Source organism: Akkermansia muciniphila, from assembly GCF_040616545.1.
Lineage (GTDB): Bacteria > Verrucomicrobiota > Verrucomicrobiia > Verrucomicrobiales > Akkermansiaceae > Akkermansia > Akkermansia muciniphila_E.
On record NZ_CP156688.1, the window covers coordinates 2,109,177 to 2,135,051 of the forward strand.

A 25,875-nucleotide genomic window follows, 5' to 3' on the forward strand; every position below is an offset into this window, starting at 1 on the left:
AAACTGAAGTAATGCGGAAAGGCGTGGAGGAATGATTCTCCTGCCTTTTGCTTCCCGGAAACTGGAGATTACGGAACATGGAAACAACATGGCGCGGCAACTCCCATCAACATGATATGACTGAAAACGAGACCTTTGAAAAAGTGGATTTCCATGAGATGGAGCTGGATGATGAATATTATGATTGCATATTCATTGCGTGTGACTTTTCAAAGCTGGTCATCCGGAATACCGATTTTGAGAAGTGCGAGTTCAGGGCGTGCAATTTCACGTTGGCCTGCTTCAAGGAAGCCCTCCGGGATGTTGCCTTTACGGATTGCAAGATGACCGGCGCAGACTTTACGGACATTGACAGGTTTTCGGACAGCCTGGTCTTTGAAAACTCGCGTCTTGATTATGCCAGCTTTGTAGAGGCCAGATTGCGGAAAACCGTTTTCCGCGGCTGCAAGATGTATGAGGGGTACTTTAATGACGCCGACATGGCGGAATCCGTTTTTGACCGCTGTGACCTGGAACGGGTTTCTTTTGTCGGAACCAATTTGGAGAAAGCCGATTTTACAACCTCCTTCAATTTTTCGATCAATCCCTCCATGTGCAAGCTGAAAAAGGCGGTCTTTTCCCGGCATGGTCTGGAAGGGCTGCTCGCCCATCTGGACATTGACATCAGGGGGTAGGCCCGCGGGAGCTGTTTAATGGAATATTGGTTTGACCGCCATTGCGGGTAAAACAAGGAGTGCAGGCATTCCCGTTTCAGGAATGCCTGCACCGTTCCAGTGGAAGTTAGAATTTGGGTTTCCGCTTCTTCACTTCCTCTACCAGTTTGGAAAGGGATTTTCCCTTCTTGCGCTTTTCATGTTCCGAAGTGGAAAAGTACTCCGCTTCTCTCCGGAGTTTCAGGTAGCTTTCATACACCTCACGGTCCAGCAGGCCGCTGTTCACCGCTTCCAGAACGGCGCAGCCGGGTTCATGGATATGCCCGCAATCCTTGAAACGGCACGCCGCCGAGAAATAGGAAATATCCAGCGCTTCTGCAAGAGAACCGGACTGGCCGGTGGCCAGGCCGAATTCCCGGACGCCTGGAGTGTCTATTAAAACGCCTGAACCGTCCATCAGCACCATCTCCCGGCGTGTGGACGTATGCCGCCCTTTGCCTGTGGACGAGCTTATGTGGGACGTGGCTAGGAGCGGTTTTCCGCACAGCGCGTTCACCAGGGAACTTTTCCCGACGCCTGAAGAACCCACAAACACGACCGTTTCCCCTTCCGGGATGAATTCCCGGAGCCGGAGAATCGTATGGGGTTCATGGATGCTTGTAAAAAATACAGGCATCCGGCGCCCCAGGCGTTTGACCTGTTCTTCAATGCCCTGCCTGTCAAACCCTAAATCGGCCTTGTTCAGCACCAATACGGGGTTGATCCCTTCTTCCAATATCTGAACCATGAAACGCTCGGCTCTGCGGATATTGAAATTATCATCAAGGCTTTGCACAATGAATGCCCTGTCCACGTAAGAGGCGATGGCCTGCCTGTCGGAAACCGTTCCGCTTTTCCTGCGGTGCAAGGTCCGTTCACGGGGCAGTAAATCGACGATGATTCCCTTCGTTTCATCGAAGGGCTGGAAAATCACCCAGTCACCCGTACAGGGCAGTTCAAAGGCTGATTTTTCATACATCATGTTTCCCCTTAATTCGCACTGGAACACTCCATTTTCAGCAACGATTTCATAACACGTCCTGTGCACGATGGCGATGCGGCCATGGGGCAGGGCGCGGTACGCTGATGCCTGCTTGAGCCGCTCTAACTGGTCATTCCAGCCGTAAGCATGTAGAGGAATCATTGTTCCGTCTTCTTTGCGATGTAAAACACGTAGCCGTAGAATTCCTTGTACCTGCGGTATAATTCCGCTTCATGGCGCAGGGATGCGACTAATTCCGCGGCGGCTTCATTTTCAGGATATTGATGAAGGAACATCTCCTGAACCGGAGGCTGCGGGGCGTAATAATGCTCCGTCCAGCAGTTTTCCGGCAGAATGAAGGAAGCCACGGGAACGTACCCTGCCTTCTGTATCTGGGCTGTCTTGTTGGGTATCGTGTCTATCTCCGGATACATATCCATCCAGAAGCGATGAATCTCTTCCGGACGTTCCGCGGTAAACCACGAGCTTTCGGAAATGGCCAGGTAGCCTCCCGGTTTCAGGTACTTGTGCCATTCGTTCAGCCCGCGTTCAAAGCCGATGTTGTAAATGGCCCCTTCCGACCAGACCAGGTCCAGCTCTTCTTCTGCAAAAGGAAGGTTGTCCATGGAACCGACGATGCCTTTTACCCTGTCCTGCAAGCCTGAGCGTTTTGCCTGACGGTTGAAGATGCGGATGAAATCCGGGAACAGGTCAAGCCCTGTAATGCTGCCCTGGACATGTGCGGCCAGCGTCATGGTCTGTCCGCCCGTGCCGCAGCCGAGGTCGGCGATGCGGGATTGCCCGGTCAGATTGCCAATGAAGCTGAGAGCCTTGAGGGTCGCCTCCGGGCTTCCGGGGCCCTGCCGTTCCAGGCGGGAGAAATAATCGCAGATGAAATTGAAATCGAATTCGTGAATTGTTTTATTTTTGTTACTCATTAACTTAGTAAATGTTGTGTGCCGTGAGGGCACAGTGGCGCCATCATTGCGGCAGGTAGATTAACGTTGAAATTCCAATAATACGGAACTTCCTCCCGGAAGGAATCATCCGGGAGCAAACAAAAAGGGGACAACCGGTACGTAAAGTACCGGTCGTTTACAAGACCGAGGCCGATTTAAATGAAGTATTAAACATGAAGCAAAGATATCTCGTCTTGTGCCGGACTGGAAATATGCTGCCGATAAGGTTGTTCGGAAGCAACTTTTCCGTCAAGGCAGGGAACAGGGGCAAATCCCCCGTTCGCCTCATATCTTTTCTGTAATTTGTATTTCCAATACTTTCCCGAAAGTATGCCCGCTGACAGCGGTGGGCGGGCCGTGTCTTGATTTCGCACGGTCCGGCTGTCTGTTTCAAGACATTATTGTGTCTGCTGTTTCCCGGAGCCGGAAAAGCCCTGTCATTTCCGCGCGCGGAATGTTTCCCCTTATTCCGTTTTCCCGTACCTGCGCGCCCGGAAGGAGTAGGCCACCGCCACCACGGCGGCGAGTACGGCGTACAGGATGAAGCGGTCCGTAGAGATGGCGTTGGCGGATTCTCCATTGGACAGGAAAAAGGTGATGGCGGCCACCAGCATGTTGCCTGCAAAGATGGTAAGGTTCCAGAAGCTGGTGATGACGCTTTTCAAATGCGCCGGGGCCTGTGTATAGGCGAATTCGAGGCCCGTGGTGCTGACCAGAATCTCGGAAATGGTGAGTACGCAGTAGGGAATCAACTGCCATGCGATGGACATGGAGGCGCCCGTTTCCAGCCTGTACTGCAGCCACGCCACAATCAGGAAAGTGACGGAACTCAGCGCGATGCCCGTGCCCAGCCGCACCAGGGGCTTGGCCAGCCTGACGACATGGGGATAGACGAACACGGTGATGAGCGGAATGAAAATCATCACGAACACGGGATTCGCCGCCTGGATTTCTTCCGGTCCGATGGACCAGGTTTTTCCTCCCGGCAGGGGAATGGGGATGGGGGACATGGCGTTCCCCTGGGCTACCCAGGAGGAAGCCGTCTGGTCGAAAATGGACCAGAACGGGATGACGAAGGCGAAAATGGAAAGAATCTTCAGGATATGGCGGCTATCCTCTACGGCGGAGGACCCGTAACGTTGCTCTGCGCTTTTCCAGCCTCCGCGGAAGAGGATGGTAAAAAGAACTTTCCAGAAGCCGGCATGGCCGCTGTTCCGGGCTGGGGGCGTTTTGTGGTACTTCCTGCGGCCCAGCCAGAAGACGAAGGTGGCGATGCCCATGAAAATGCCCGGAACGGCGAATGCCCAGCTGTAGCCGTAATGCTGTTCCATGGCCGGAATAACCAGGAAGGAAAAGAAGGAACCCAGGTTGATGGCCCAGTAAAAGGCGTTGAAGGCCTTGGTCATCAACTGCGGGGATTTGTTTGGAATCTGGTCCCCCATGAAGGCGGAGACGCAGGGCTTGATGCCTCCGGCCCCCAGCGCGATGATGAACAGGCCTGCCATCAGAATGTAACGGCGCGCTTCAATGGTATGGAAAAGGTCCGCCGTCGCCAGGACGCCGTGGCCTACGCAGTAAAGCAGGGAAATATAAAGAATGGTCCTGTACCGTCCCCATACCTTGTCCGCCAGCCATGCGCCCGCCAGGGGAAGCAGGTAAACCATCCCCACGAAAACATGAAGAGTGGCGGTGGCCCAGTTGTCGCTCATCAGCAGGTGGCCCGTCATGTACAGCATGAGGATGGACTTCATGCCGTAGAAACTGAAGCGTTCACAGGCTTCCGTTCCGATGATGTACCTGGACTGGGAGGGGAGGGCGCTCATGGATGAAGAGGGCGTGGGTCAGGAGTGCTGGAAAAAAGGGCAATAAAAATGATGGCCCGGTGCCGGGCCATCATGGGAAAGGGGATTTGGCGACATTCCACCTGTGTAATCGGACACGGGCGGGATGACGGCTGCCATGAAAAGGGTGGCTTTAGCGTTCCTGGTTCAGGATGGGGGCTATCTCCACCTTGTACTGGGCGATGCATGCCTTCAGCCAGTCCAGCATGATCATGGATTTGGCCTGGGCGGTCAGGTCCGGAGCAATCTGCTGGGTGGCTTTGATCTGGAACTCCGGCGTATCCTCCAGTTCCCGCTTGACGAGCTGGGTCAGCAGGATGCCGTCCCCCGTGTAGATAGGCTGGGCCATCTGGCCGGGGTTGATGACGGAGGTTGCCAGGAACACTTTTTTAGGATCCGGAAGTTCCCTGGGCGGAGCCAGGCGGGAATTCATGGCCCGTTCCAGCATGGCCTGGAGTTCTTCCTGGCTTTTGGCGTTTTGTATGTTGACGCCGCTCAGGAGGACGTCCGGATGGATGAAGGGGCCGTAAGTAGCGGTCTTGGCCCCGGCTTTCCCGGCGATGGCATTGAATTGTTCCACGGGTTTCTCCGCCTTCTGCAGCTCCGTATTGAGTTCTGCGGCAGCCTTGTTCATGGATTCCACGGTCATGCTTTCCAGCAGGTCGGCGCGGGCGTTGTTGCGGGCGGTCTCATAAGGAAGGGCTTTCACCGGGGTAATGCCCTCCAGGCGGACCAGGACCACCTGGCCGTTTTCCAGAACCTGCATGGTGCTGATCTGTTCGGCTCCGGTCTTGGCGCGCGCTTCTTCAATGGCCTTGGCGTCCGCGTCCGCATTCAGGGCCGGGGCGTCCGCCAGGGAAAAGGTTACGTCCAGCAGGGTGGCGCTGCGTCCGTCGGAGGCGGACTGGTTGATCGGCTGGTTGATTTCCTGGGGCGCGTTTTTGCGCGTGACAGCCGCATAGGACTTCTTCTCCATCTTGCAGACGCCGGGAGTCTTGGCCAGGGCTTCTGCAATGACCTGGTCCATGTTCCTGCCGTTGGTGGCGTTCAGCGGTTCCCAGATGTCATTTTCCACCAGGTTCATGGTCTCCATGGTGGCGTTGGAAATGTCCCCGGACTTGGGCGCCTGCGTGTCGCCGGCGGGGGTGAAAGTATAAACGGTGAAGAAGCGGGCTTCCTCATTCTTGTAATTTTCCTTGTGCTTGTCCCAGAAGGTCTTGATTTCCTCTTCTCCCGGGTCTGTCTTGGGGCGGAAGGCGCTCTTTTCCAGGAAGGCGGTATTGACCGTGATCTGCTGGTTGTTGGACTCCGCCACGGCTTCGGAAAAACCGGCTTCCACGGAGATTCCTCCTGTCAGCACGTCCTTGATGCGCACCAGGCTGATGGTGTCTTCCATCAGGCCGCGCAGAAGTTCCTCCTGAATCTTCTTGCCCATGTTGCCGCGCATGGAAATGAAGTTGTCATACTTCCGGGGATCGAAGACGCCCTTTTCATCCTGGAATTCCGGGATGTTGCAGATGGCGTCGTCAATCTCCGTGGTGCTGGGCGTCAGGCCCAGGCGGCTCGCCTCCCTGCGGATGATGCCGCGGTAGGCCAGGAAAGCGGCGTTGGGATTATTCGTTTTCAGCAGGTGGCAGAGTTCGCGCAAATTGTCTTCCGAGCTGAAATTGTCCTGGAGCAGCGGGCCGAAGGTGGTGGGGAAGGAAAAAGCCACGGACAGGCCGGTCTTGCCCATGTTATTGTAATCCTTTTCTCCGTAAGACTTGCCGTCCACGGAAACGAAGGTTTGCTTGAACATGCCGGTCACGGAGCCGCCGCTTACGTCCCCGCCGATGAACATGAGGCCCACAAACACCAGGGCCATGGCTGCCATGATGACAATTGTATGTTTACGTAAGTAATCTAACATGGAATGGTAGGTTGAAGATGCGCGTGTAGCCCGTCCCTGACTGACGGCAGCCTGGACAGCCCGGACCTTTTACACCTTTTCCCGCCGCTAGGCAAGAACGAAGCTTTACGCTTCCGGCGGCTTTTCCAAAACATTGCGGCATGCGCTTTCCTGTCATGAAGGGCGTTTCCGGTCGGGGCAGAACAGTTTTTGACCTCGACGGTGATGCAAATACGCCTTATGTTGCTCCTGCGCGGAAGATTCCGGATGCCGGGGGCGCACTGCTCCTGCGGCTGCCGTTCCTTCCGGCGCATGTCCGTAGCCGGATGTTCCTTTAATCGCAAGGATTTATGCTGAACCAGGTAGTAGAACTCAAAAGAGAAGTGACGGCGGTGCAGATCCCCAGTGGGGATGTGCTCACGCTGCCGGAAGGGGAACGCGTGTACATCACCCAGATCCTGGGCGGCTCCTATACTGTGGCTACGGATCATGGCCTGGCCCGCATCTCCAGGGAGAACGCGGACGCCCTGGGTGCGGAGGCGGCGGAACCCACTCCGGAGACAGCCGCGCTGGACGAGAACGCCACGCTTGAAGAACGCGTCTGGGATACGCTGAAATGCGTGTACGATCCGGAAATTCCCGTGGACATCGTCAACCTGGGCCTGATTTACGACGTGACCGTAATTGAACTGGAAAACGGCCTGCACCACGTGGCGGTCAAGATGACCCTGACGGCTCCCGGCTGCGGCATGGGCCCGCATCTGGTGATGGAGGCCAAGGACCGTATTGAAGCCCTGGAAGGCGTGGAAGCCGCGGATGTGGAAATGGTGTGGGACCCCCCCTGGAACCAGGAGATGGTCAGTGAGGAGGGCAGGATGAAACTCGGATTGATCTGATTCCATGCCGCTGACATTGAGATTCTCCGACGACGAGGCACGCGATCTGGCGGAAATGCTTTCCATGGCCGCCGCCGTGGCCGCAGCCAACCAGCAGGACGGGGCGGAAGCGCGCCTGGCCGCATGGGGAAAACTCATCTCCCGCCTGATGGAGGAGCTTTCCTCCACGCCCAGGCTGAAAGGCCGCATTGCCTATGCGGACGATCTGGGGGGCTATGCCTTTACCCGGGAATATGAGGAAAACGCTTTCTACCAGGATTGCCTGGACGAATACCGCGACAATATTTTCTGGGCTGACCTGGTGACGCGCATGGCGGACAAGGCCATCAGCGAACATCTGGGGCCGGAATATTTTGAAAACATGCCGGAGGAAGACCGCCGCCAGACCGCGGAAGCTCTGGAAAAATCCCTGTGGCAGGAATGCGCCAGGTACGGCATTGACCGGCTGGGCTTCATCCTTCCTCCGACTGACGGGTAAGAGAAAAACCGGGCACGGAATTCCGGGCTTTTGGCAGGAGTGCGTTCCGTGAGCGGATTTGGCGGTTCCGGAGGAATTCCGGTGATGGGAATCTTATTCTCCCTCGTCTTCCGGCATGGGCGGCGTGGGGCTGCCCAGGTGCTCCGTCTCCCGGGGTGTGGAGAGCACCTTGTAGTACGCCCATGCGGCGACGGCCAGGACGCCGCCGATGGAAATGATCATGGTTAGCCAGCCGGTGAGGGACATGATTATTTGGTGTTTTCCTGAACGAGCCGGGTGACCTGTTCATCAGGCTGTACAGGGTTTGCATCCTGGGGCAGGGGGCGGTTCTGGAACAGTTTGAAATCCGTCATTTTCGTATCCCCTCCCGTCTGGAGCAGCACGGAGCCGTTGGGCTGGATGTCCGCCATGACGTTGGTGGAGGGGGTGGGGTCTCCCGTGAACGTGACGCTGGTGTTGGGGAACCATTTGCCGTCCTTGTACGCGAAGCTGGGGCCGAAGAAGGCGCCGCGGGCTTTTTTGGCGGATTTAAAGTTGCGCATGAAGTCTTCCACAAAGCCGACGGAGAAGGAGAGTTCCTTTTCCGACGAATGGGTTTTCCATTTGGAGATGAGCTCCCATGCCTTGTCCTTGTTGTTATAGTAAAATCCGCTGATTTCCTTGAATTTCCCCATCTTTTTAACGCAGACGAGGAAGCGCATGTTCTCCCCGACGGTCCAGGGATAGTCCACGAAGCTCTGGCCGCCCGTTCCCTCTCCGCCAAAGCGGCCTGCGCGTGCGTTTTCACCCAGTTTCACCAGCTTGGTGCGTTCCTCTTCCGGCACGCTGTTGGGGTTGTCCCCATGGGCCACCGGGTCCCAGATGGAAAAGATAATCACTTTTTTCCCGTTGGACTGCTCCTGGAAGCCGATGTAGCCGTCATCAAAGTTCATGGCGCAGAAGTAGGTGCCGGGAACGGACGTCTTGGCCTTTACTTCATTGTACAGGGCGCTTGCCTGCGCGGGATGGCCCTGCTGCATGACATGGACGGAACGGCACTGGCGTTTCATCAGAAGTTCCGGGTCCTGGGCGTGCAGGAAGGCGGCGCCGGAGAGCAGGGCGGCGCAGATGACGGCTGTGGCGGAGAAAAGGCGCATGGTTTTTGAATGGTCGTTTAATGGTTGGCCGTGCCCCGTCCGGTGGAAAGGCAGGCAAATGATTAGTACGGACTAATTACGTCCGGGACGAAAGGAATCTCACATGGAAGCAGCATTTTTTGCAAGATTTTTTGGCTGGAATCCCCCGGAGAACGGGATAAGACCAGAGGCGCGCCGCGAGCCCTGGAGGCAATTAAAATACCACGCCCGGCAGGCTGTTCCTCTCCTCCTCCCATTTGTCCGCTGCCGGTCAATTTATTTCAGGTCCCGCCAATGTCTGCGGCGTTCCGGGAGGCGTACGGGAAAAAGAAGGCCGCCCCAGCGGGATGCGGAGACGGCCTTCGGGATGATGAACGGAAAGGGATTTTTCTTTACCGGATGGGATTCATGAAGAGGGGCATCAGGCCGCCCAGCACGATGAAGACGGAGAAGGCGGCCAGCATGACGCCGGAAATGACGGGCACCTGCACGGGTTCCGCGTCTTCCGCGGGCTTGTCCCAGTACATGGAGCGGATGACCTTGAAGTAGTAATAGAAGCCGGAGGCCGCGCAGATGATCATGATGGGGAGCATCCAGCCCAGGTACAGGCCAGTGTTGATGACATGCACGAAGGAGATCATTTTGGCGAAGAAGCCGGCCGTCAGCGGCACGCCCGCCAGGGAGGCGAACATGATGGTGACTGCCAGCGCCAGCCGGGGATTGGTCTTGCCCAGGCCGCGGAAGGCGGAGATTTCCTCGCTCCCGCGCTGGATGCGGATCATGGCGAGGGCGAAGAAGGCGCCGAAGGTCATGACCAGGTACACGGCCAGGTAGAACGGGGCGTTTGGAGCAAGCCGGCCGTCCACGGTGCCGATGAAGAGAGGCAGGATAAAGCCGGCCTGGGCGATGGAGGAGTAACCCATCATGCGCTTCAGGTTGGTCTGCGGAATGGCGCCCAGGTTGCCCACCAGCAGCGTAGCCGCAGCCATCAGGGCTATGACGAATTCAACGGGAGGCAGGGAGGCGAAGGGAGCCAGGATGATGCTGAGCAGGGCGAAGCCGGCCACCTTGGAGGCCACGGAGAGGAAAGCCGTCACCGGAGTGGGAGCACCCTGGTATACGTCCGGAATCCACAATTGCATGGGGACCGCGCCGATTTTAAAGGCCGTGCCGAGCAGCAGCATGGCGAGGGCCAGGTACATGGCGGGGGCCGTCTGGCCCGCCAGCGCCTGGTTGACGATCGCTCCGTCATAGATGAAGGTACCCGTAACGCCGAAGTACCAGGCCAGGCCGAAGACGAGGAAGCCCGTGCTGACGGCGCCCAGGATCAGGTACTTGATGCCCGCTTCCGTGGAGCCCAGGTTCCGGCGGAAGTAGCCCACCATGATGAAGGAGCTCAGCGTGAGCACTTCCAGGGAAACGAACAGTTCCACCAGGTTGGAAGCCTTGCACAGGGAGGTGATGCCCACGCAGGCCAGCAGGGGCAGGATGTAGAATTCCCCCGTGCCGTCCTGGGACTTGGAGTCATTGGAAGAGAGGTTGATGACGGCCCGGAAGTCCACGGACAGCAGCAGGGTGACTGCCGTGGCGACAAGCGCCAGGATGATGTAGACGTTGTCATAGAGCCCCCCCATGTAGAAGGGGAGCATCGCCAGGGCGCCCGCCGCGCCAATCAGCCCGAAAACGAATTTGGGCGTCTTTTTGCAGAAGGTCTCGGCCAGGAGCAGAAGCATCGCCAGGCCGGCCAGGATGAATTCCGGAATATACGCTTGCATGGGTAAAAGAAGGTCAGGTTAAACTTGAATTGTATTCGGAAGGGGAATCAGGAGAAGAACTGGAGCACCAGCGTGGGGAAGAAGCCGAAGACCGCCAGGGTGATGGTCAGGAAGTAGTTGGCCGCCCGTTCGGAAGGCAGCAGTTCCGTGGCGTAGGCTGCGGCCTTGGAGAGATCCCCCTGGAAGATGTTGCGGTAGGCCCTCAGCATGTACACGGCGCCGATGACCAGGCCCCAGAGGCACAGGATGGTGGCGATCTGGACGGGGCCGAAGCTGTCGTTAAATCCGGCGAATCCGGAGAAGAAGACCATGAATTCCCCCGGGAAGTTGGCGAGGCCGGGGAGGCCGATGGAGGCCATGCCCGCCAGGCCGAAGACGAAGGCCATGCGCGGCAGTTTAACGCTCAGGCCGCCCAGGGAGTTGATTTCCAGCGTGCCGGTCTGCTTTTCAATCTGTCCGCAGAGCAGGAAGAGCAGCGCGATGGTCAGGCCGTGGGCCAGCATCAGCAGGGCGGCCCCTTTCAGCGCCCAGGGATTGGCTTGCGCGGAACCGGAGGCCACCAGGGCGGCGAAGGCCAGGAAGATGTAGCCCATGTGCATCACGGAGGAGTTGCCCAGGAGCAGGTCCAGCCTCTTCTGGTTGACGGTCACGTAACCCACCCAGATGACGTTGCAGACGAGCAGGACAAGGAGGATGTTCGTCCAGGGAAGGAAGCCTGTTTCCATCAGCGGCTGGAACATGAAGAGGCCGTACAGGCCGAACTTCTTAAGCACGCCCGCATGCATCATCGCCACCGGAGCGGGGGCGGAGGCATAGGCGGGAGCTGCCCAGGAGTGGAAGGGGAAGAGGGAAATCAGCGTGCCGAAGCCGGCGATGAGCAGGGCGCCGATGAGTTCCGCGTGGGCGAGTTCCCGGCCGCCGGCCATGAAGTCTTTCAATCCGGAGAAGGTGAAGCCCGCCTGCGTGCCGATCATCAGCAGGGCCGCCAGCAGCACCATGGAGGCAAGCCCCAGGTAAAGCGTGGCGCGCCAGGCCGTGGTGCGGCGGTCGCCCCGCCCGTACAGGCCGATCATCACGAAGGTGGGGATCAGGGCCAGCTCATGGAAGGCGAAGAAGGAGATGATGTTGTCTGACAGGAAAGCTCCGGTGGCGCCTGCGGAAATCAGCAGGGCGGAGTTGTACCAGGAGGCTTCCCCCCCCTTGGGCGGGTTGGTGCCCAGTACGGTGGCGAAGGTCACCAGGATGGTCAGCAGCAGCATCACTTTGGCCAGGGCCGGGGCCAGCGTGAGCTGGAGGTCCATCCCCTCAAAGCGGGACCAGCAGGAGGGACAGCCGTCAAAGCTAACCAGGGCCCAGATGCCGAGGGCCAGCGTCAGCGCGGCGCTGAGCAGGGCTGTCGGGCGTGCGGGCGCCTTGCACAGGCCGATGAGGGCCGTGGCAATCAGAGGAATGAGAACAAGCCAGATAAGCATGGTGTGTGATTGGTTGGTAGGTTAGCAGGAATAGAAGACGGTGAAGTAGATGACCAGGAGCAGGCCGATGCCGAAGAGGGCCGTGTAGGCGGCCATGCTGCCGGACTGAAGGCGGCGCAGCAGGGAGCCTGCGGCGGCGGTCAGCCGCGCCAGGCCGCCCACGATGAGGCCGGAGATGATGAACTGGTCCATGAAGTCGATGATGGCGGCCAGGGTGCCCTGGATGCCCCTGACCAGCACCTTGTCATAGAACCAGTCAATGTAGAGGCGGTTGGCGAGGGCGCGGGAGACGGCATTGCCGGAGAGCTTGTCGGAGGCCGGAGAGCCCGCATAGAAGACCGCGGCCAGCAGGATGCCGAGCACCAGCGCGCCCATGGAGACATAGAAGGGCATGCCCATGTGGAAGCTTTCGGAAACGAATCCGTTGAAGGGGACCAGCCTGTCGGCGATGAAGCCGTAACCGGAAATAAGGGCCAGCACGGCCAGAATCAGCAGGGGAACCAGCATGAGGCCGCCCACTTCCCTGGCGTGTTCCGAGCTGTGGCTGCGGCTCTTGCCGAAGAAGACCACGAAGATGACGCGCATCATGTAGAAGGTGGTCAGCAGGGCCACGCCCGCGCCGATCCAGAAGAAGACCGGGTTTTTGTGCAGGGCGGCTTCCAGGATGGCTTCCTTGGAGAAGAAGCCGGACGTGAACGGAATGGCGACCAGCGCCATGGTGGCGATGATGAAGGTGAGGGAGGTCAGCTTCATGCGCTTCATGATGCCGCCCATTTTCCAGATGTCCTGCTCATGGTGGCAGGCGAAGATGATGGCGCCCGCGCCCAGGAAGAGCAGGGCCTTGAACCAGGCGTGGGTGAAGAGGTGGAACATGGCCGCTTCCCCGGCCAGCAGTCCCAGGGCCATGACCATGTAGCCCAGCTGGGAGAGGGTGGAGTAAGCCAGCACGCGCTTGATGTCATTCTGCTGGGTGGCCATGAAGGCGGCGATGACGGCCGTGACGGCGCCGATAATGGCGATGACGTTGCAGGCCAGGGCGGGGAAGGCTTCCACGCCTATGGAATACTGGACGCGCACCATCATGTACACCCCGGCGGCCACCATGGTGGCGGCATGGATCAGGGCGGAAACGGGGGTGGGGCCTTCCATGGCGTCCGGCAGCCAGACGTGCAGCGGGAATTGGGCGGATTTGCCCACCGCCCCGCAGAAGAGGCACAGCACCGTGATGTTCAGCAGGGTTTCACTGAGGCCCGCGGGCATTTCCATCAGGCTGAAGTCCAGCGTATTGGTCAGCGCCCAGAGGGTCAGGATGCCGATCAGGAAGCCGAAGTCCCCCACGCGGTTGCAGATGAAGGCTTTTTTGGCGGCGTTCGCGGCGGCGTCCCTGGTGTACCAGTGGCCGATGAGCAGGTAGGAGGAAAGGCCCACCAGCTCCCAGAAGATGAAGGTCATGGCGATGTTGTTCGCCAGGACGATGCCCGTCATGGAGAACATGAAGAGGCTCAGGCACGCGAAGTAGCGCGTTTTCGCCTTGTCGTCCGCCATGTAGCTCAGGGAGAAGATGTGGACCAGCAGGCCGATGCCCGTGACTACCAGCATCATGCGGGTGGAAAGGGGGTCCAGCACGAAGCCCAGGTCAACGGAAAAGACGTCGGAGATCGGAAGCCAGGAGAAGGAGTCCGAGCCGGTCTGGTCCAGCAGGCCCAGGGAAAGGACAAAGGTCGCCAGGCAGGAGAAGGTGGAGGTGAGCGCCGCGACGTTCGGGCGCCTGGTCAGCAGGAACCAGTCAAAGGCGGCTACGACCAGCGGCAAGAAGAGCAGAAGCCAGGTGTATTGAATATCAATATTAAACATGTTCGTGGAGTGGTGTGTTGCTCTTAGTCTTTCAGCGTGTTGAGGTCCTGCGTGCTGGCCGTGCGCCGGGCCCGGTACAGGGAGACGATGAGGGCCAGCCCGATGGCTACTTCCGCCGCGGCGATGGTCAGGATGAAGATGGACAGGGCCTGGCCGTCATAGTTGGGCAGCCCCATGGTGCCCTGGGCGCGTGAAAACGCCACCAGGGAGAGGTTGGCCGCGCTGAGCATCATTTCCAGGCACATGAAGATGACGATGATGTCACGCCGGACAATCACCCCCAGCAGGCCGATGGCAAACAGGACGCCGGAGAGGATCAGGTATTGCGTAAGAGGTATCATGATGATTAGGCTTGATAAGGGTTCTTTTATTTTCCGGAGGGGCGGCGGCTCAGGACCACGACGCCGATGGAGGCCACCAGCAGGGCCAGCCCGGCAATGACCAGGCTCCGGTTGTATTTGTCAAACAGGGTGCGGCCCAGCAGGGCGGTGTCCGGGAATTCCCCGTTGTCTATTTCCGCGCGGATGGTGGTGCCTTCCGGGTAGAGGTGCGCGGAACACTGGGGGGAGAGGGGAGGGAGGGTGATGGACGGTGCTATGCCACAGGTGGAATGGAGCAATTGGTCAAGAGATGCCTTGGTGATGGCATAGTCCGATCCTCGTGTGCATCCGCCGGAAGCAACGCAGGGTTTCTGCGCGCATTCCCCGGGAAGACCGTTGGTTCCCGTTTTCCCGGAATTGGCGCTGTCCCGGCCGATCTTCAGATCGTTCCATGCCTGTTCCGCGGTGGCCATCGGGCAGCGGTGCGTTTCCTTCGCGCCGGGCAGGGAGTAGATGATGCCGATGAGCTGGCCGAGGAAGAGGGCGGCAATGATGACGCCGATGGCGACGGAAACGGGACGCCGGAAGGGGGAGGTTTCCCGCTTTACGTTCAGCAGCATGATGATGAACGCGAAGAGCACCATGATAGCTCCGGCGTAGACCAGAATCTGGAGAATGCCCAGGAAGTGGGCGCCCAGCCCGATCATGATGGCGGCCGTGGCTCCGAAGGAGAGGGCCATCATCATGGCGGAGGAGACGGGGTTGCGCATGAAGACGACCATCAGGGACAGGATCACGGCCAAGGCCCCGAAGATGTAAAAGAGTATGTCACTGGCAAAAATGTTCATAACGTACGGAAATTGGAGTGAGGGTTTCGGGGTAAGTTATTTGTATTGGTTCCACTTGTTGACCAGCCCCTTGCGGGTGCCGCCCATTTCGTAAAGCTTGGCCTTGTTGTGGATGGCCTGGGCCTTGTCCGTGGGGGTGAACAGGTAGTCCTGGCTCATGAAGATGGCCTGTTCAGGGCAGGCTTCCTCGCACATGCCGCAGTAGATGCAGCGGAGCATGTCGATCTGGAATTCCTTGGGCGCTTTTTCCACCTTGCCCCAGGGGCCTTCCTTGATGGTTCCGGGGGTGATGGTGATGGCGCGGGCCGGGCAGATGAATTCGCAGAGCTGGCAGGAGACGCAGCGTTCGCGGCCGTCTTCCCCCTTCACCAGGACGGGAGCCCCGCGGTAGTATTCAGGCAGGTGCTTGTCCCAGCGGAATTCCGGGTACTGCATCGTGACGCCGATGCCGGAACCGGCCAGTTCCTTCTTGTTGCGGGATTTGCCCAGCAGGGCCAGAACAAGGTGCTTGATGGTGATCCAGAGACCGCCAAGGATGGATTGCAAGTAGAACCGCTCTCCGAGGGAAATCTTCGGGCGCTTGATCGTTTTGAAGGCCATAATAGTGATGTTGTCGGGATGAAGTGATTACTTGACGAAGTAAAGGATGGCGGCCGTGATGAAGATGTTGATGACGGCCAGTTCAAAGAAGACCATCCAACCGAGTTTCATCACCTGGTCGTAACGGAAGCGGGGAAGCGTCCAGCGCACCCAGACGAAGAAGAAGACGAAGAAGAGGAGCTTGAGCACGTACGCGATGAGCTGGCAGATGACTGCCACCCAGTTGGCCACATGTTCGTTCAGCCACCCGTCCAGGCCGAAGCCGATGGACCAGCCGCCCAGGAACAGGGTGATGACCAGGGAGGAGCCCACCACCATGGCGGCGTATTCGCCCATGAAGAACTGCGCGAACTTCATGGAGGAGTATTCCGTGTGGTAGCCGCCCACCAGGTCCGTTTCACATTCGGACATGTCAAAGGGCGTGCGGTTGGCTTCCGCGAAGATGGAGGTCAGGAAGATGATGAAGCTGATGGCGATGGGAACCAGCAGGATCCAGCGCTGCCAGCTCAGGCCCTCGCCCCACACGGGGAGCATGAGCCAGCCGTTGGCGGCCTGGTATTCCACGATGTTGGAGAGGTCCAGCGTGCTGTAAATCATCAGCACGGGGATGATGGACAGGCCCATGCTGATTTCATAGGAGATCATCTGGGCGGAGGAGCGCACGCCGCCCAGGAAGGGGAATTTGGAGTTGGAGGACCAGCCGGCCAGCACCAGCCCGTATACGGAGAGGGAGGAAATGGCGAACATCCACAGGGGGCCTACGCTAAGGTTGGCCACCGCCATGTTCACGTTGCCGTAGGAGGTGTGGAGGTCTCCGGCGAAGGGGACCACGGCCGCCGTCATCAGCGGGGGGGCCAGCACCAGGATGGGAGCAATCCAGAAGTACACGCGGCGCACGAAGGGGGGCGTAAAGTCCTGCTTCAGGAACAGCTTGCCGCCGTCCACCATGGGCTGCACGAGGCCGAAGATGGGGATGTCCCGGTCCAGGCGGAAGAAACGGCACAGGTTGGCGATTTTTCCGTCATGGGGCAGGCCGAAGTAGTCCAGCGTCTTTTTGAACGGCAGGTCGGATTTCGCGCCGAAGCGGCGGAAGATGCTCAACGGGATGCCGGCGCGGTTGGGGCCCACGCGGTCCTGGATCCAGGCGGCCACCCGGCGTTCAATGTACACGCAGACCGGAATGAACAGAATGGTGATGGCGAAGCAGATGACGATCTTGATCAGCAGGGTGATGATGTAGAACCACACAGGGTTGCTGAGCACCTCGTCGCAAAAGGTTAGAATCGAATCAAACATGGCGGATTAACGGGTTGTGTGCGTGTGAAGTGTGATTAGCGGCCCTGGCTTTGTTCGCGTTCCACCACGGGGATGGTGACGCCGGTTTCCAGAATGGGCTGGCCCCCGTCTCCGATGGAGCCCCAGGTGACGCCGTTGAGGGCGTCGTATTCCGTGCTCATGACGGTGAGGACATCCAGGGCGGAGTTGAAGTCTTTCAGCGCGGGGTTGCCGCCCAGCAGGAGGGTGATGTCCCGGAGAATCTGCCAGTCATCCCTGGCGTAGCCCACGGGCTGGATGGCGCGGTTCAGGCGCTGGATGCGGCCCGTGACGTTGATCATGGTGCCGAATTTTTCAGCGTAGGTGACGCCCGGAAGAACCAGGTCCGCATGGCGCGCCGTTTCATTCGCGCTGTGGGCGGTCATGAACAGGTAATCCAGCTTTTTCAGGTCTTCCGCCGTGAAGCCGGCTTCCGGAGCGGTGAGGTCTTCCCCCAGAGCAAGGATGCCCTTGACGGAGCCGTTGCGCACGCCGTCGCGGATGGCGGCCAGCCTGGAACCGGGTTCAATGCCCAGCACCAGCTTGGCCCCGTTCGTGTTCGGGTTGCGGTCCGCGGCGATCAGCATGCCGTCGCTTTCGCCCATGCGGGGGACGATGTCCACCATGTCCGTGCCTATTTGCGCGGCCAGGTGGCGGACCATGTAAAGTTCTTCATTGGTCATGCGCCCGGAGGCGATGATGGCGATCTGGTGCGGGGCGACGCGCTTGACGGCTTCCGTGACGGAGGCCAGGGCGGGTTCCCAGGTGGACGGGCGGTGCGGCGCCCCCGCGTCCGTGCGGATGACGGGCTGGGGAATACGCGTTTCCGCGTTGATGTACTTGTAGTTCAGGCGGTGGGAGTCCGGCATCCAGCAGGAGTTCACGGCGTCGTTCGGACGCGGGGTGATGCGGTACACCTTTTCTTCACGCGTCCAGAGGGTGATGTTGGTGCCTGTGCCGCAGTCCACGTCAATGGTCTTGGTTTCCTTCAGGAACCAGACGCGCATTTTGAAGCGGAAGTCCTTGGAGGTGAGGGCGCCCACCGGGCAGATGTCCACGGTGTTCAGGGAGTAGTTGCTGTCCAGTTCGCGGCCGGGATAGACCGTGATGGCGTTGAAGGTGCCGCGCTGAGACATAGTGAGCACCTCGTCGTGCATGATGTCGCGCATGAAGCGCACGCAGCGGCCGCAGAGCACGCAGCGCTCCTGGTCCAGGTTCACGCGCGGGCCGATGCTCAGGTTCTTGCCCTTCTTGGTTTTCTTTTCCTCATAGCGGCCTTCCACCTGGCCGTAGTCGTTGGAGTATTCCTGGAGCTTGCATTCTCCGGCCTGGTCGCAGATGGGGCAGTCCAGCGGGTGGCTGGTGAGCAGGAATTCCATCACGCCGCGGCGCGCCTCGCTGGCCAGCGGGCTGTCCGTGCGGATGCCCATGTTTTCCGCCACCGTATTGGCGCAGGAGATGATGGGGCGCGGCATCCACTGGATGCGCTGGTAGCCGTTTTCGTCATAGGAGGGCGTCTGGCCCGGAGCCAGCCTGGGCGGCATTCCCTGTTCCACCATGCACATGCGGCAGGAGCCGACGACGGCCAGCTTGGGGTGGTAGCAGAAGCACGGGATGGGCACGCCTACGGAACGGCAGGCGTCTGCAATCCGCGTGCCGCGCGGGAACCGGTGCCACGTTCCGTTGATCTGGACGTTCACCTTGCCTTCAGCGGCGGCAATGTCTTTGGGGAGTTTGGAAGCTTCTTCACTCATGATGACGGATGGGAGGGAAATGGTATTGAAAACTGGTGTTGCGTGCTGCTGTTAGCGGGTGAGGAAACGGGTTTGCTCCCTGCCTTCCCTGGTGTGGGGCAGGCAGGCGTTGAAGGGGTCCGTCAAGGCCACGAATTCCTCCTTGAACTTGGAAACCATGGCCTGGGTGGGCCAGGAAGCGGCTTCGCCGAAGGCGCAGACGGTTTTTCCTTCAATCTGGTTGGCCACTTCAATGAGCAGGTCCACGTCTGACGGGGCGGCCTTGCCTTCCAGAATGCGGGTGCTGAGCTTCATCATCCACGGGCAGCCTTCCCGGCAGGGGGTGCACTGGCCGCAGGATTCATGGGCGTAGAAGCGGTTGATGTTGTTCATGGCCCAGGGCATGGAACGGGAGTCATCCATGACGATGACCGCGCCGGAGCCGGACATGGAGCCGTGCTGGGCGATGCTGTCCAGGTCCAGAGGAATGTCGAAGAAGGAGATTTTGCCCACGGTGCCGTCCGGGTTCTGCACCTTGTATTCCGCATCCGTGCGCATGACCTTGGAGGAGGAGCCGCCGGGAATCACGGCCTTGAATTCTCGGCCGTCCCGGGGGCCTCCGCAGACGTCGTACAGCAGTTCGCCGAAGGTCATGGAGCCGGAGACGATTTCATAGAATCCCGGGCGTTTCACATCCCCGGAAACGCCGATGATGCGGGTGCCGGGGGAGCGCTTGGCGCCTTCCTGGCTGTAGGCTTCTCCACCCATGGCGATGACGTGCTTTACCTGGCAGAGGGATTCCACGTTGTTCACGATGGTGGGGCAGCCGTACAGGCCGATGGCGGCCGGGAAGTAGGGGGGCTTGATGCGCGGGTAGGGGCGGACCCCCTCCAGAGAGTTGAGCAGGGCCGTTTCTTCGCCGCAGATGTAGGCGCCCGCGCCGCGGTGCAGGTGGATTTCCAGATCGTAGCCGGCCCCCTGGATGTTGTTGCCCAAAAAGCCGCGCTCACGCGCTTCCTGAAGGGCCTTGAGCATGATTTCCGCGGCAATGGGGAATTCCTCCCGCATGTAGATGTAAGCCAGATGCGCGCCCACCGCGTAGCTGGAGATGACCATTCCTTCAATGAGCTGGTGGGGGTCCTGGTGGACGATGTAGCGGTCCTTGAAGGTGCCGGGTTCGGATTCGTCGCAGTTGCAGACCAGGTAAACGGGCTTGGTGTTGTTCGGCGGGATGAAGGTCCATTTCACGCCGGTGGGGAAGCCCGCGCCGCCGCGGCCGCGCAGGCCGGATTTCTTCACCTCGTCAATGACGGCCTTCGGCTCCATGCCGAGCGCCTTTTTCAGTTCTTCATAGCCGCCGTCGGCCAGGTAGCAGTCAATGGACGTGTTCCAGCCTTCGCGGTTGACGTTTTTCAGGATGCGGCGCGTTTCCCTGGGGTGGGGTTCTTTACCGGGAAGATAGGTGATGCTCATGGCGAAAATCTGGTGCGGGGTGGAAAGGGTTAGGCGTTCTGGTGCTTGGCGATCACTTCCTCCAGCAGTTCCGGAGTGACTTTTTCATACAGGAGGTCGTTGACCATCATGTTGGGTCCGAAGCCGCAGTTGGCCAGGCATTCCACTCCCTCCACGCTCCACAGGCCGTCCGGGCTGACGCCGATGGGGTGGTGGTGGTCAATGCCGCTCTTGTCAATGCCCAGGCGCGTGCAGATGGTGTCAAACAGGCTGTCCGCTCCCGCCATGGCGCAGGAAAGGGTGCGGCATACACGGAAGTGGGTCCTGCCGGGGCACATCTGGCGCAGGCCGGGATAGAAGGTGACCACTCCCAGCACGTGGGCGGCGGAAATGTTCAGCTTTTCCCCCGTCCAGGTGATGGCGTCTGCGCAGATGAAGCCGAATTTTTTCTGGATTTCATGCAGGATGGGGAGCACGGCGGACTTCTGCTTGCCTTCCGGATAATGCGTGATGTATTCGCTTGCGGCGGCGTCAAGCTCCGGCGTTACTTCAAAAGGCGGGTAAAACCGTTCGCCCGGGCTGGGCTGGTGGGCAATAGTCGCGTCGATGGCGTTTTCAGCGTAATCGGACATGGGAAGGAAATTTGGTGTTTGAGTTGGAAAGGAAAAAGGGAGCGTGTGTTTAGCGGTCGCATTCGCCCATCACGAAGTCGAAGGAGCCGAGAATGGCCGGAACGTCGGAAACCAGGTGGCCTTTCAGCAGTTCCGGCAGGATGGACAGGTTGCAGAAGGAGGGGGAGCGCATGCGCAGGCGGTTGGGAAGGCCGCCTCCCTTGGAGTCCAGGAAGAAGCCCAGTTCCCCCTTCGGGTTTTCCGCGGCAAAGTAAACCTGCCCGGCGGGAGCGTTCACGCCCATGGTGGTGGTCATGAACTGGCGGATCAGGGATTCCATGTCCGTCATCACCTTCTTCTTTTCAGGCAGCGTGCCCTTGGTGTCCACCATGTTGATGGGGCCGTCCGGCATGGTTTCAATCACCTGGCGGATGATGCGCAGGGACTGGCGCATTTCTTCAATGCGCACGGTAAAGCGGTCGTAGCAGTCGCCGTGTTCCCCCACGGGGACGTCAAACTCGTAATTTTCGTAACCCAGGTAGGGATTGGTCTTGCGCAGGTCCCGCTTGATGCCGCTGGCGCGCAGGTTGGCCCCAGTCAGGGCCCAGGAGAGCGCCTTTTCACGGCTGATGGTGCCCACGCCCTGGAGACGGTCAATGAAAATCTTGTTCCGGAGCAGCAGGGCTTCCGTTTCATCCAGGGTCTTGGCGGCTTCATCACAGAACACCAGCACTTCCTTCAGCATTTCATTGGGCACGTCGCGCGTCTGGCCGCCGATGCGGGTGTAGGAGGAAGTGAAGCGCGCCCCGGTGAGCTGTTCGTAAAAGTTGTGGATTTTTTCACGTTCCTCATAGCAGTACAGGAAGACGGTCATGGCGCCTACGTCCATGCCGTACACGCCCACGCCCAGGATATGGGAGGAAAAGCGGGAAAGCTCCAGGGCCAGCACGCGCAGGGCCTGCCCGCGGGGCGGCAGTTCCCAGCCCAGCAGTTTTTCCACCGCGCAGGCATAGGCGATGTTGTTGGACAGGGGGGCCAGGTAGTCAAAGCGGTCAGTGTACGGGACGAACTGGTTGTACTGGATGGTCTCCCCGATCTTTTCCATGCCGCGGTGCAGGTGGCCCAGTACGGGATCACACGTAATGATTTCTTCACCATCAAGTTCCAGCACCAGGCGCAGCACGCCGTGGGTGGCGGGGTGGGAGGGGCCCACATTCAGGGTCATCGTTTCTCCGAGCGGTTCGGAAGTATTGGTGAGATAGTCTGCGTTAGCGGCTGTATCTGCAATGGCGAAAGTTTTAGTGCTCGTCTTCATGTGGATGTCCGTGCCTGGCTGAACCTGATAATGGTGCCGAATGATTATGCCACTTCACACCATGCGGGCAAGCCAAATGTCAGTTTTTTTGGCATTCCGGGGGAGCTTTCCGTGTTGATGCGGAAGTCTCCTCAACTTATGAATGTTAGTTAATTCTAACAATGAATCCCGCAGGGGACGGTAATGAATACGGAGCGGGAGGAATTTGGAATCCGGATGCAGTCCGCGGGGGTGTGGTTAATCCCGCGACGGGATGCGCCCCTCCGGTGGATGGCGGAAAAGACGGGGCTTTATTTCAGGAAGAGCCTTTCCGGAGCAAGGAGAAGGTTTTTCAAAGCGCAGCCGGGGAATCAGGGGGGATTTTTCCGCCTCCAGGGTTTTACGAGGGCCGGGGAACAGGATTTGCCGCAAGAGGTCGCGGCACTCCTGCGGTTATTTATTTACTTCACGACATTCTGGGGAATGAAGTGCATTTCCTGCTCCGCAATGCCGAATTGCCAGGTGGCCGTCTGCCAGAGGTTGGCGGAGAGGTTCTTCCACCGTACCTGCACCGTTACGGGGCTGAGGCGCAGGGGGCGGGAGGGCGTCCACTTCAGGATTTTCTCCTTGGGGTCAAACTGGGCGTTGACTAGGCCGAAGCCGGAGACGCGCATTTCCACCTGCTTGGGGTCAAAGGCGGGTTCACGGGCCAGGGAAATGGAGATGTCCGGGCTCTGGCTCTTCACCACGGTATTGGCCGCCGGATAGACGGGCTGGGCCGGAGCGGGATAGGAATCCAGCGTGTTTCCGTGATTGTTGCCGGGCGTGGCCGACGGAGTTTCCGGAGCGGTGGGGGCATTGAAGTTCAGGGCCCTGGTGAAGGTCTTGGGATCCTTGCCGAAGACCATGTAGCGGTGCACGCGCCAGCGGTCCGTGTCCTTGGTCACTTTTTTGGGAATGACGGTGAAGGCCGCCTGGAATCCGGCTTCCTCCGCTTTCGTGATCATGTCCGGCAGGACGAAGCCGCCCGGATAGCAGTAAGCCTCCACGGCGGAGCCGGGAAACCTTTCCTGGAGGATTTTCCGGGAAGCGGCTATTTCCGCCTCCGCCAGGTCCAGCACGCCCTGCGTTCCCTTCCGCTGGGCGGCGCGCCAGGATTTGGGGTACAGGTGGCTGACGGAGTGGCTGCCCAGCGTGGCGCCGTTGTCCAGCATTTCCTGGATCTGGTCATGGCTCATGGCGGAGCCGCGGCCCGTAATGAATTTGGTGTAAGGGAAAACGGTGAAAGGGAATCCCGTTTCCTTCAGGATGGGGTAGGCGTCCGTGTAGACGCTCTTCCAGCCGTCGTCAATGGTGATCATTACGCATTTGGCGGGAAGCTGCCTGCTGCCGAGTTTCCATTCCAGGAACTCCTTCATGGAAATGACGGGCACGCCGCTGGCTTTCAGCGCCTGCATCTGGGCGCGGAACACATCCGTATTCATGCGCATTTCCGTAGCGGGCAGGGTGCGGCTGAAGTCATGATAGCCCAGGATGGCAACGCGGGTTTCATGCTGGGGAACCGGAACGGGCGAGAAAGCCGTGGGAGGGATGACCGGGGCCGGGCCCGCGGGCTGGACCGGGGCGCGCAGGTGCGTTTCTCCGGGGATAGGCTCCGCATTCGGGATGGATTCCGCGGAGGGAATGGAGGCTCCCGTTTCTCCGGGAATGGGTTCCGCCATGGGGATGTTTTCATCCCTGCGGTTGGCTTCAATCAGTTCCCGCACGGGAACGACGCCGGCAGCCGGGTCTCCCTTGATGGAGCCTCCGATGACCGGGCCGGGCGCCAGGGGCAGGGGCGCGGCAGGTGGCAGGTCGGGAGGAAGTTCGGCCCATGCGGCACCGGCTGCAATCATGAGAATGGAAAGGAGGCCTGAGACGGAGCGCATACCTGCAACTACTATTTTTAAGTTTCCTGTTCAACCTTAAACTCAGGCAGGCATGACAGGCTTTCCCTGCCGCATGCGCTCCCTTTCAGTTCCGTACGGATTTTTCCGGACTGAACCCGTTCCCGTTAAAAAGCATACAGACTCATTTTCCGCTCGCCGAAAAAAGGGGAGGTGTTTAGTGTGTCCGCAGACATGAGCTGTATTTGTCATTTCTTCAAAGTTCTGGCGCGCCGTGCGGGGCTGCTCACTACCGTGGCCGCCGCCGCCTTTTTTCTGGGTGCATCGGCCGCCGAGGCTTCTGTACGAGTGACGGAACCCGCGTATCCCGCCACGGAAGTGGGGGGAGAGTCCCAGTACAGCCATTTTCCCATTCCCCTGAACCAGTACAAGCCCGCTCCGCCGGATGCCAGCCTGATGCAGGTGCTTACCGAACGCAACGAGCAGTCCGGCGGTTTCAACCTGGCCGTGACGCTCGTCTTTATGGGCGCCATTATCCATACCTTCCTGGCAGGGCGCTTTGAACGCTATTCCCACAAGCTGGCGCTGCGCTACAAGGAAAAGCTCAAGGAAACCAACTTCCGTGTGATGCACCCGGAGGAGCGCCTGCCGGTCTCCTTCGCCTCCGCCATTTTCCATTTCCTGGGGGAGGTGGAAGCCGTGTTCGGCATCTGGATCATCCCCTTCATGTTCGTGTGCTGGAAGTATTATTCCTTTGAGGACTTCTCAGCCTATTTGAATTACGACTGCTCCTTCACGGAGCCCATGTTCGTGATGATCATCATGATCATCGCCTCTTCCCGGCCCATCTTCAAGCTGGCGGAATCCGTGGTCAACTACGGCGCCAAACTCGGAAAATCTTCGCCCGGGGCCTGGTGGATTTCTGTGATGACCCTTGCTCCCCTGCTCGGTTCCCTGATTACGGAACCTGCCGCCATGACGATCGGCGCCCTGATCCTGAGCAAGAAGTTTTACGACCTCAAGCCGAAGAAGACCCTGATGTACGCAACGCTGGGGCTGCTCTTCGTGAACATCTCCATAGGCGGCACCCTGACGCATTTTGCCGCGCCGCCCGTGGTGATGGTGGCGGAAAAGTGGGACTGGGGTCTTGCGCACATGATCCAGCACTTCGGCTGGAAGGCTGTTTCCGCCATCATCATTTCCAACCTGGCCTACTTCTTCCTCTTCCGCAAGGAGTTCGGCCGCCTGGCCGCCCAGCAGCGCGAGTTCAACGAGTTTGACGACGCCGTTCCCCAGTCCTGGGAAGACCGCAATGACAAGATTCCGGCGTGGGTGACGCTGGCGCACGTCTGCTTCCTGACCTGGACGGTCCTCTTTGCCCATGAACCGGTCATGTTCATCGGCAGTTTCCTCTTCTTCATCGGCTTTACGGTGGCCACCCCCCAGTACCAGAACCAGATGTCCCTGCGTGTTCCCATGATGGTGGGCTTCTTCCTGGCGGGCCTGGTCATTCTGGGCGGCGTGCAGGCCTGGTGGCTGGAACCGGTGCTGACGCGCCTGGGGGACTACGCCATGATCGGCGCCACGCTGCTGACGGCGTTCAATGATAACGCCGCCGTCACCTTCCTGGCGTCCACGGTGCCCAACCTGCCGGAAGCCGTCAAATACTCCGTGGTGGCCGGCGCCGTGACGGGCGGCGGCCTGACGGTCATCGCCAACGCCCCCAACCCGGCGGGGCAGGCTATTCTGGGCAAGTACTTCAAGGGCATCAATCCCCTGTGGCTGTTTGCCTGGGCGGCCTTCCCGACGGCTGTCGTGTTCATCTTCTTCACCTGCTTCGGCCATTAAGGGCCGGAGCCGGACGT

The 25,875-nt window shown here is 59.4% G+C and carries 22 protein-coding genes; 4 read left to right on the plus strand and 18 right to left on the minus strand.

What is annotated here, in order from left to right; genetic code table 11:
• Positions 1-116 precede the first annotated feature (116 nt).
• On the plus strand, positions 117-674 hold the full coding sequence (locus ABGM91_RS08690) for a pentapeptide repeat-containing protein (RefSeq protein WP_354831484.1): 558 nt from the start codon (positions 117-119) through the stop codon (positions 672-674).
• A 106-nt stretch (positions 675-780) separates the two neighbouring features.
• Here the strand turns inward: ABGM91_RS08690 and rsgA are convergent, their stop codons facing one another.
• The 4 genes from rsgA to ABGM91_RS08710 all read right to left on the minus strand — a co-directional run bounded on the left by rsgA (position 781) and on the right by ABGM91_RS08710 (position 6,383).
• Positions 781-1,836: a ribosome small subunit-dependent GTPase A gene (rsgA, locus tag ABGM91_RS08695; RefSeq protein WP_354831486.1), complete on the minus strand. Its 1,056-nt coding sequence runs from the start codon at positions 1,834-1,836 to the stop codon at positions 781-783.
• On the minus strand, positions 1,833-2,612 hold the full coding sequence (locus tag ABGM91_RS08700) for a methyltransferase domain-containing protein (protein ID WP_354831489.1): 780 nt from the start codon (positions 2,610-2,612) through the stop codon (positions 1,833-1,835). Before ABGM91_RS08700 ends, rsgA begins: the two co-directional genes overlap by 4 nt.
• 485 nt (positions 2,613-3,097) lie before the next feature.
• Positions 3,098-4,456, minus strand: a complete 1,359-nt coding sequence (locus ABGM91_RS08705; RefSeq protein WP_354831491.1) for an MFS transporter — start codon at positions 4,454-4,456, stop codon at positions 3,098-3,100.
• Between the two features lie 151 nt (positions 4,457-4,607).
• Complete coding sequence (locus tag ABGM91_RS08710) at positions 4,608-6,383, minus strand: SurA N-terminal domain-containing protein (RefSeq protein ID WP_290565065.1); 1,776 nt, start codon at positions 6,381-6,383, stop codon at positions 4,608-4,610.
• A 329-nt stretch (positions 6,384-6,712) separates the two neighbouring features.
• Between ABGM91_RS08710 and sufT the strand changes: the two genes are divergently transcribed.
• Together sufT and ABGM91_RS08720 are read left to right on the plus strand one after the other, a co-directional pair.
• A complete protein-coding gene (gene sufT / locus ABGM91_RS08715; protein ID WP_215428989.1) occupies positions 6,713-7,258 on the plus strand; it encodes a putative Fe-S cluster assembly protein SufT in 546 nt (181 codons plus the stop codon).
• A gap of 4 nt (positions 7,259-7,262) precedes the next feature.
• A complete protein-coding gene (locus ABGM91_RS08720; protein WP_354831495.1) occupies positions 7,263-7,736 on the plus strand; it encodes a hypothetical protein in 474 nt (157 codons plus the stop codon).
• A gap of 93 nt (positions 7,737-7,829) precedes the next feature.
• Here ABGM91_RS08720 and ABGM91_RS08725 read toward each other — a convergent pair whose 3' ends face one another.
• From ABGM91_RS08725 to ABGM91_RS08790, 14 genes are all read right to left on the minus strand, one after another.
• On the minus strand, positions 7,830-7,982 hold the full coding sequence (locus ABGM91_RS08725; protein WP_215428987.1) for a hypothetical protein: 153 nt from the start codon (positions 7,980-7,982) through the stop codon (positions 7,830-7,832).
• Between the two features lie 2 nt (positions 7,983-7,984).
• A complete protein-coding gene (locus ABGM91_RS08730; protein WP_354831498.1) occupies positions 7,985-8,872 on the minus strand; it encodes a DUF3472 domain-containing protein in 888 nt (295 codons plus the stop codon).
• 371 nt (positions 8,873-9,243) lie between these two features.
• Positions 9,244-10,626, minus strand: a complete 1,383-nt coding sequence (locus ABGM91_RS08735; RefSeq protein WP_215428985.1) for an NADH-quinone oxidoreductase subunit N — start codon at positions 10,624-10,626, stop codon at positions 9,244-9,246.
• A gap of 47 nt (positions 10,627-10,673) precedes the next feature.
• Positions 10,674-12,098 (minus strand): proton-conducting transporter membrane subunit, encoded by a 1,425-nt coding sequence (locus ABGM91_RS08740; protein WP_215428984.1) that lies wholly within the window; start codon positions 12,096-12,098, stop codon positions 10,674-10,676.
• A gap of 21 nt (positions 12,099-12,119) precedes the next feature.
• Positions 12,120-13,952 (minus strand): NADH-quinone oxidoreductase subunit L, encoded by a 1,833-nt coding sequence (gene nuoL, locus ABGM91_RS08745; RefSeq protein ID WP_354831501.1) that lies wholly within the window; start codon positions 13,950-13,952, stop codon positions 12,120-12,122.
• 23 nt (positions 13,953-13,975) lie between these two features.
• On the minus strand, positions 13,976-14,293 hold the full coding sequence (gene nuoK / locus ABGM91_RS08750; protein WP_215428982.1) for an NADH-quinone oxidoreductase subunit NuoK: 318 nt from the start codon (positions 14,291-14,293) through the stop codon (positions 13,976-13,978).
• Positions 14,294-14,319: 26 nt separating this feature from the next.
• Positions 14,320-15,120: an NADH-quinone oxidoreductase subunit J gene (locus tag ABGM91_RS08755; protein WP_290565070.1), complete on the minus strand. Its 801-nt coding sequence runs from the start codon at positions 15,118-15,120 to the stop codon at positions 14,320-14,322.
• A gap of 36 nt (positions 15,121-15,156) precedes the next feature.
• Positions 15,157-15,720: an NADH-quinone oxidoreductase subunit I gene (locus tag ABGM91_RS08760; RefSeq protein ID WP_215428980.1), complete on the minus strand. Its 564-nt coding sequence runs from the start codon at positions 15,718-15,720 to the stop codon at positions 15,157-15,159.
• Between the two features lie 27 nt (positions 15,721-15,747).
• Positions 15,748-17,016 (minus strand): complex I subunit 1 family protein, encoded by a 1,269-nt coding sequence (locus ABGM91_RS08765; RefSeq protein ID WP_215428979.1) that lies wholly within the window; start codon positions 17,014-17,016, stop codon positions 15,748-15,750.
• Positions 17,017-17,051: 35 nt separating this feature from the next.
• Positions 17,052-18,788: a molybdopterin-dependent oxidoreductase gene (locus tag ABGM91_RS08770; RefSeq protein ID WP_354831506.1), complete on the minus strand. Its 1,737-nt coding sequence runs from the start codon at positions 18,786-18,788 to the stop codon at positions 17,052-17,054.
• A gap of 51 nt (positions 18,789-18,839) precedes the next feature.
• A complete protein-coding gene (gene nuoF, locus ABGM91_RS08775) occupies positions 18,840-20,240 on the minus strand; it encodes an NADH-quinone oxidoreductase subunit NuoF (protein WP_354831509.1) in 1,401 nt (466 codons plus the stop codon).
• A 29-nt stretch (positions 20,241-20,269) separates the two neighbouring features.
• Positions 20,270-20,851, minus strand: coding sequence for an NAD(P)H-dependent oxidoreductase subunit E (locus ABGM91_RS08780; protein WP_290565074.1), 582 nt, complete (start codon positions 20,849-20,851; stop codon positions 20,270-20,272).
• A 49-nt stretch (positions 20,852-20,900) separates the two neighbouring features.
• On the minus strand, positions 20,901-22,145 hold the full coding sequence (gene nuoD / locus ABGM91_RS08785; protein ID WP_290565075.1) for an NADH dehydrogenase (quinone) subunit D: 1,245 nt from the start codon (positions 22,143-22,145) through the stop codon (positions 20,901-20,903).
• 440 nt (positions 22,146-22,585) lie between these two features.
• Positions 22,586-24,019 carry a polysaccharide deacetylase family protein gene (locus ABGM91_RS08790; protein WP_354831514.1) on the minus strand — a complete coding sequence of 478 codons (1,434 nt, stop codon included), beginning with the start codon at positions 24,017-24,019 and terminating at the stop codon, positions 22,586-22,588.
• Between the two features lie 225 nt (positions 24,020-24,244).
• Between ABGM91_RS08790 and ABGM91_RS08795 the strand changes: the two genes are divergently transcribed.
• Positions 24,245-25,858, plus strand: a complete 1,614-nt coding sequence (locus ABGM91_RS08795; RefSeq protein WP_215428974.1) for a putative Na+/H+ antiporter — start codon at positions 24,245-24,247, stop codon at positions 25,856-25,858.
• Positions 25,859-25,875 lie beyond the last annotated feature (17 nt).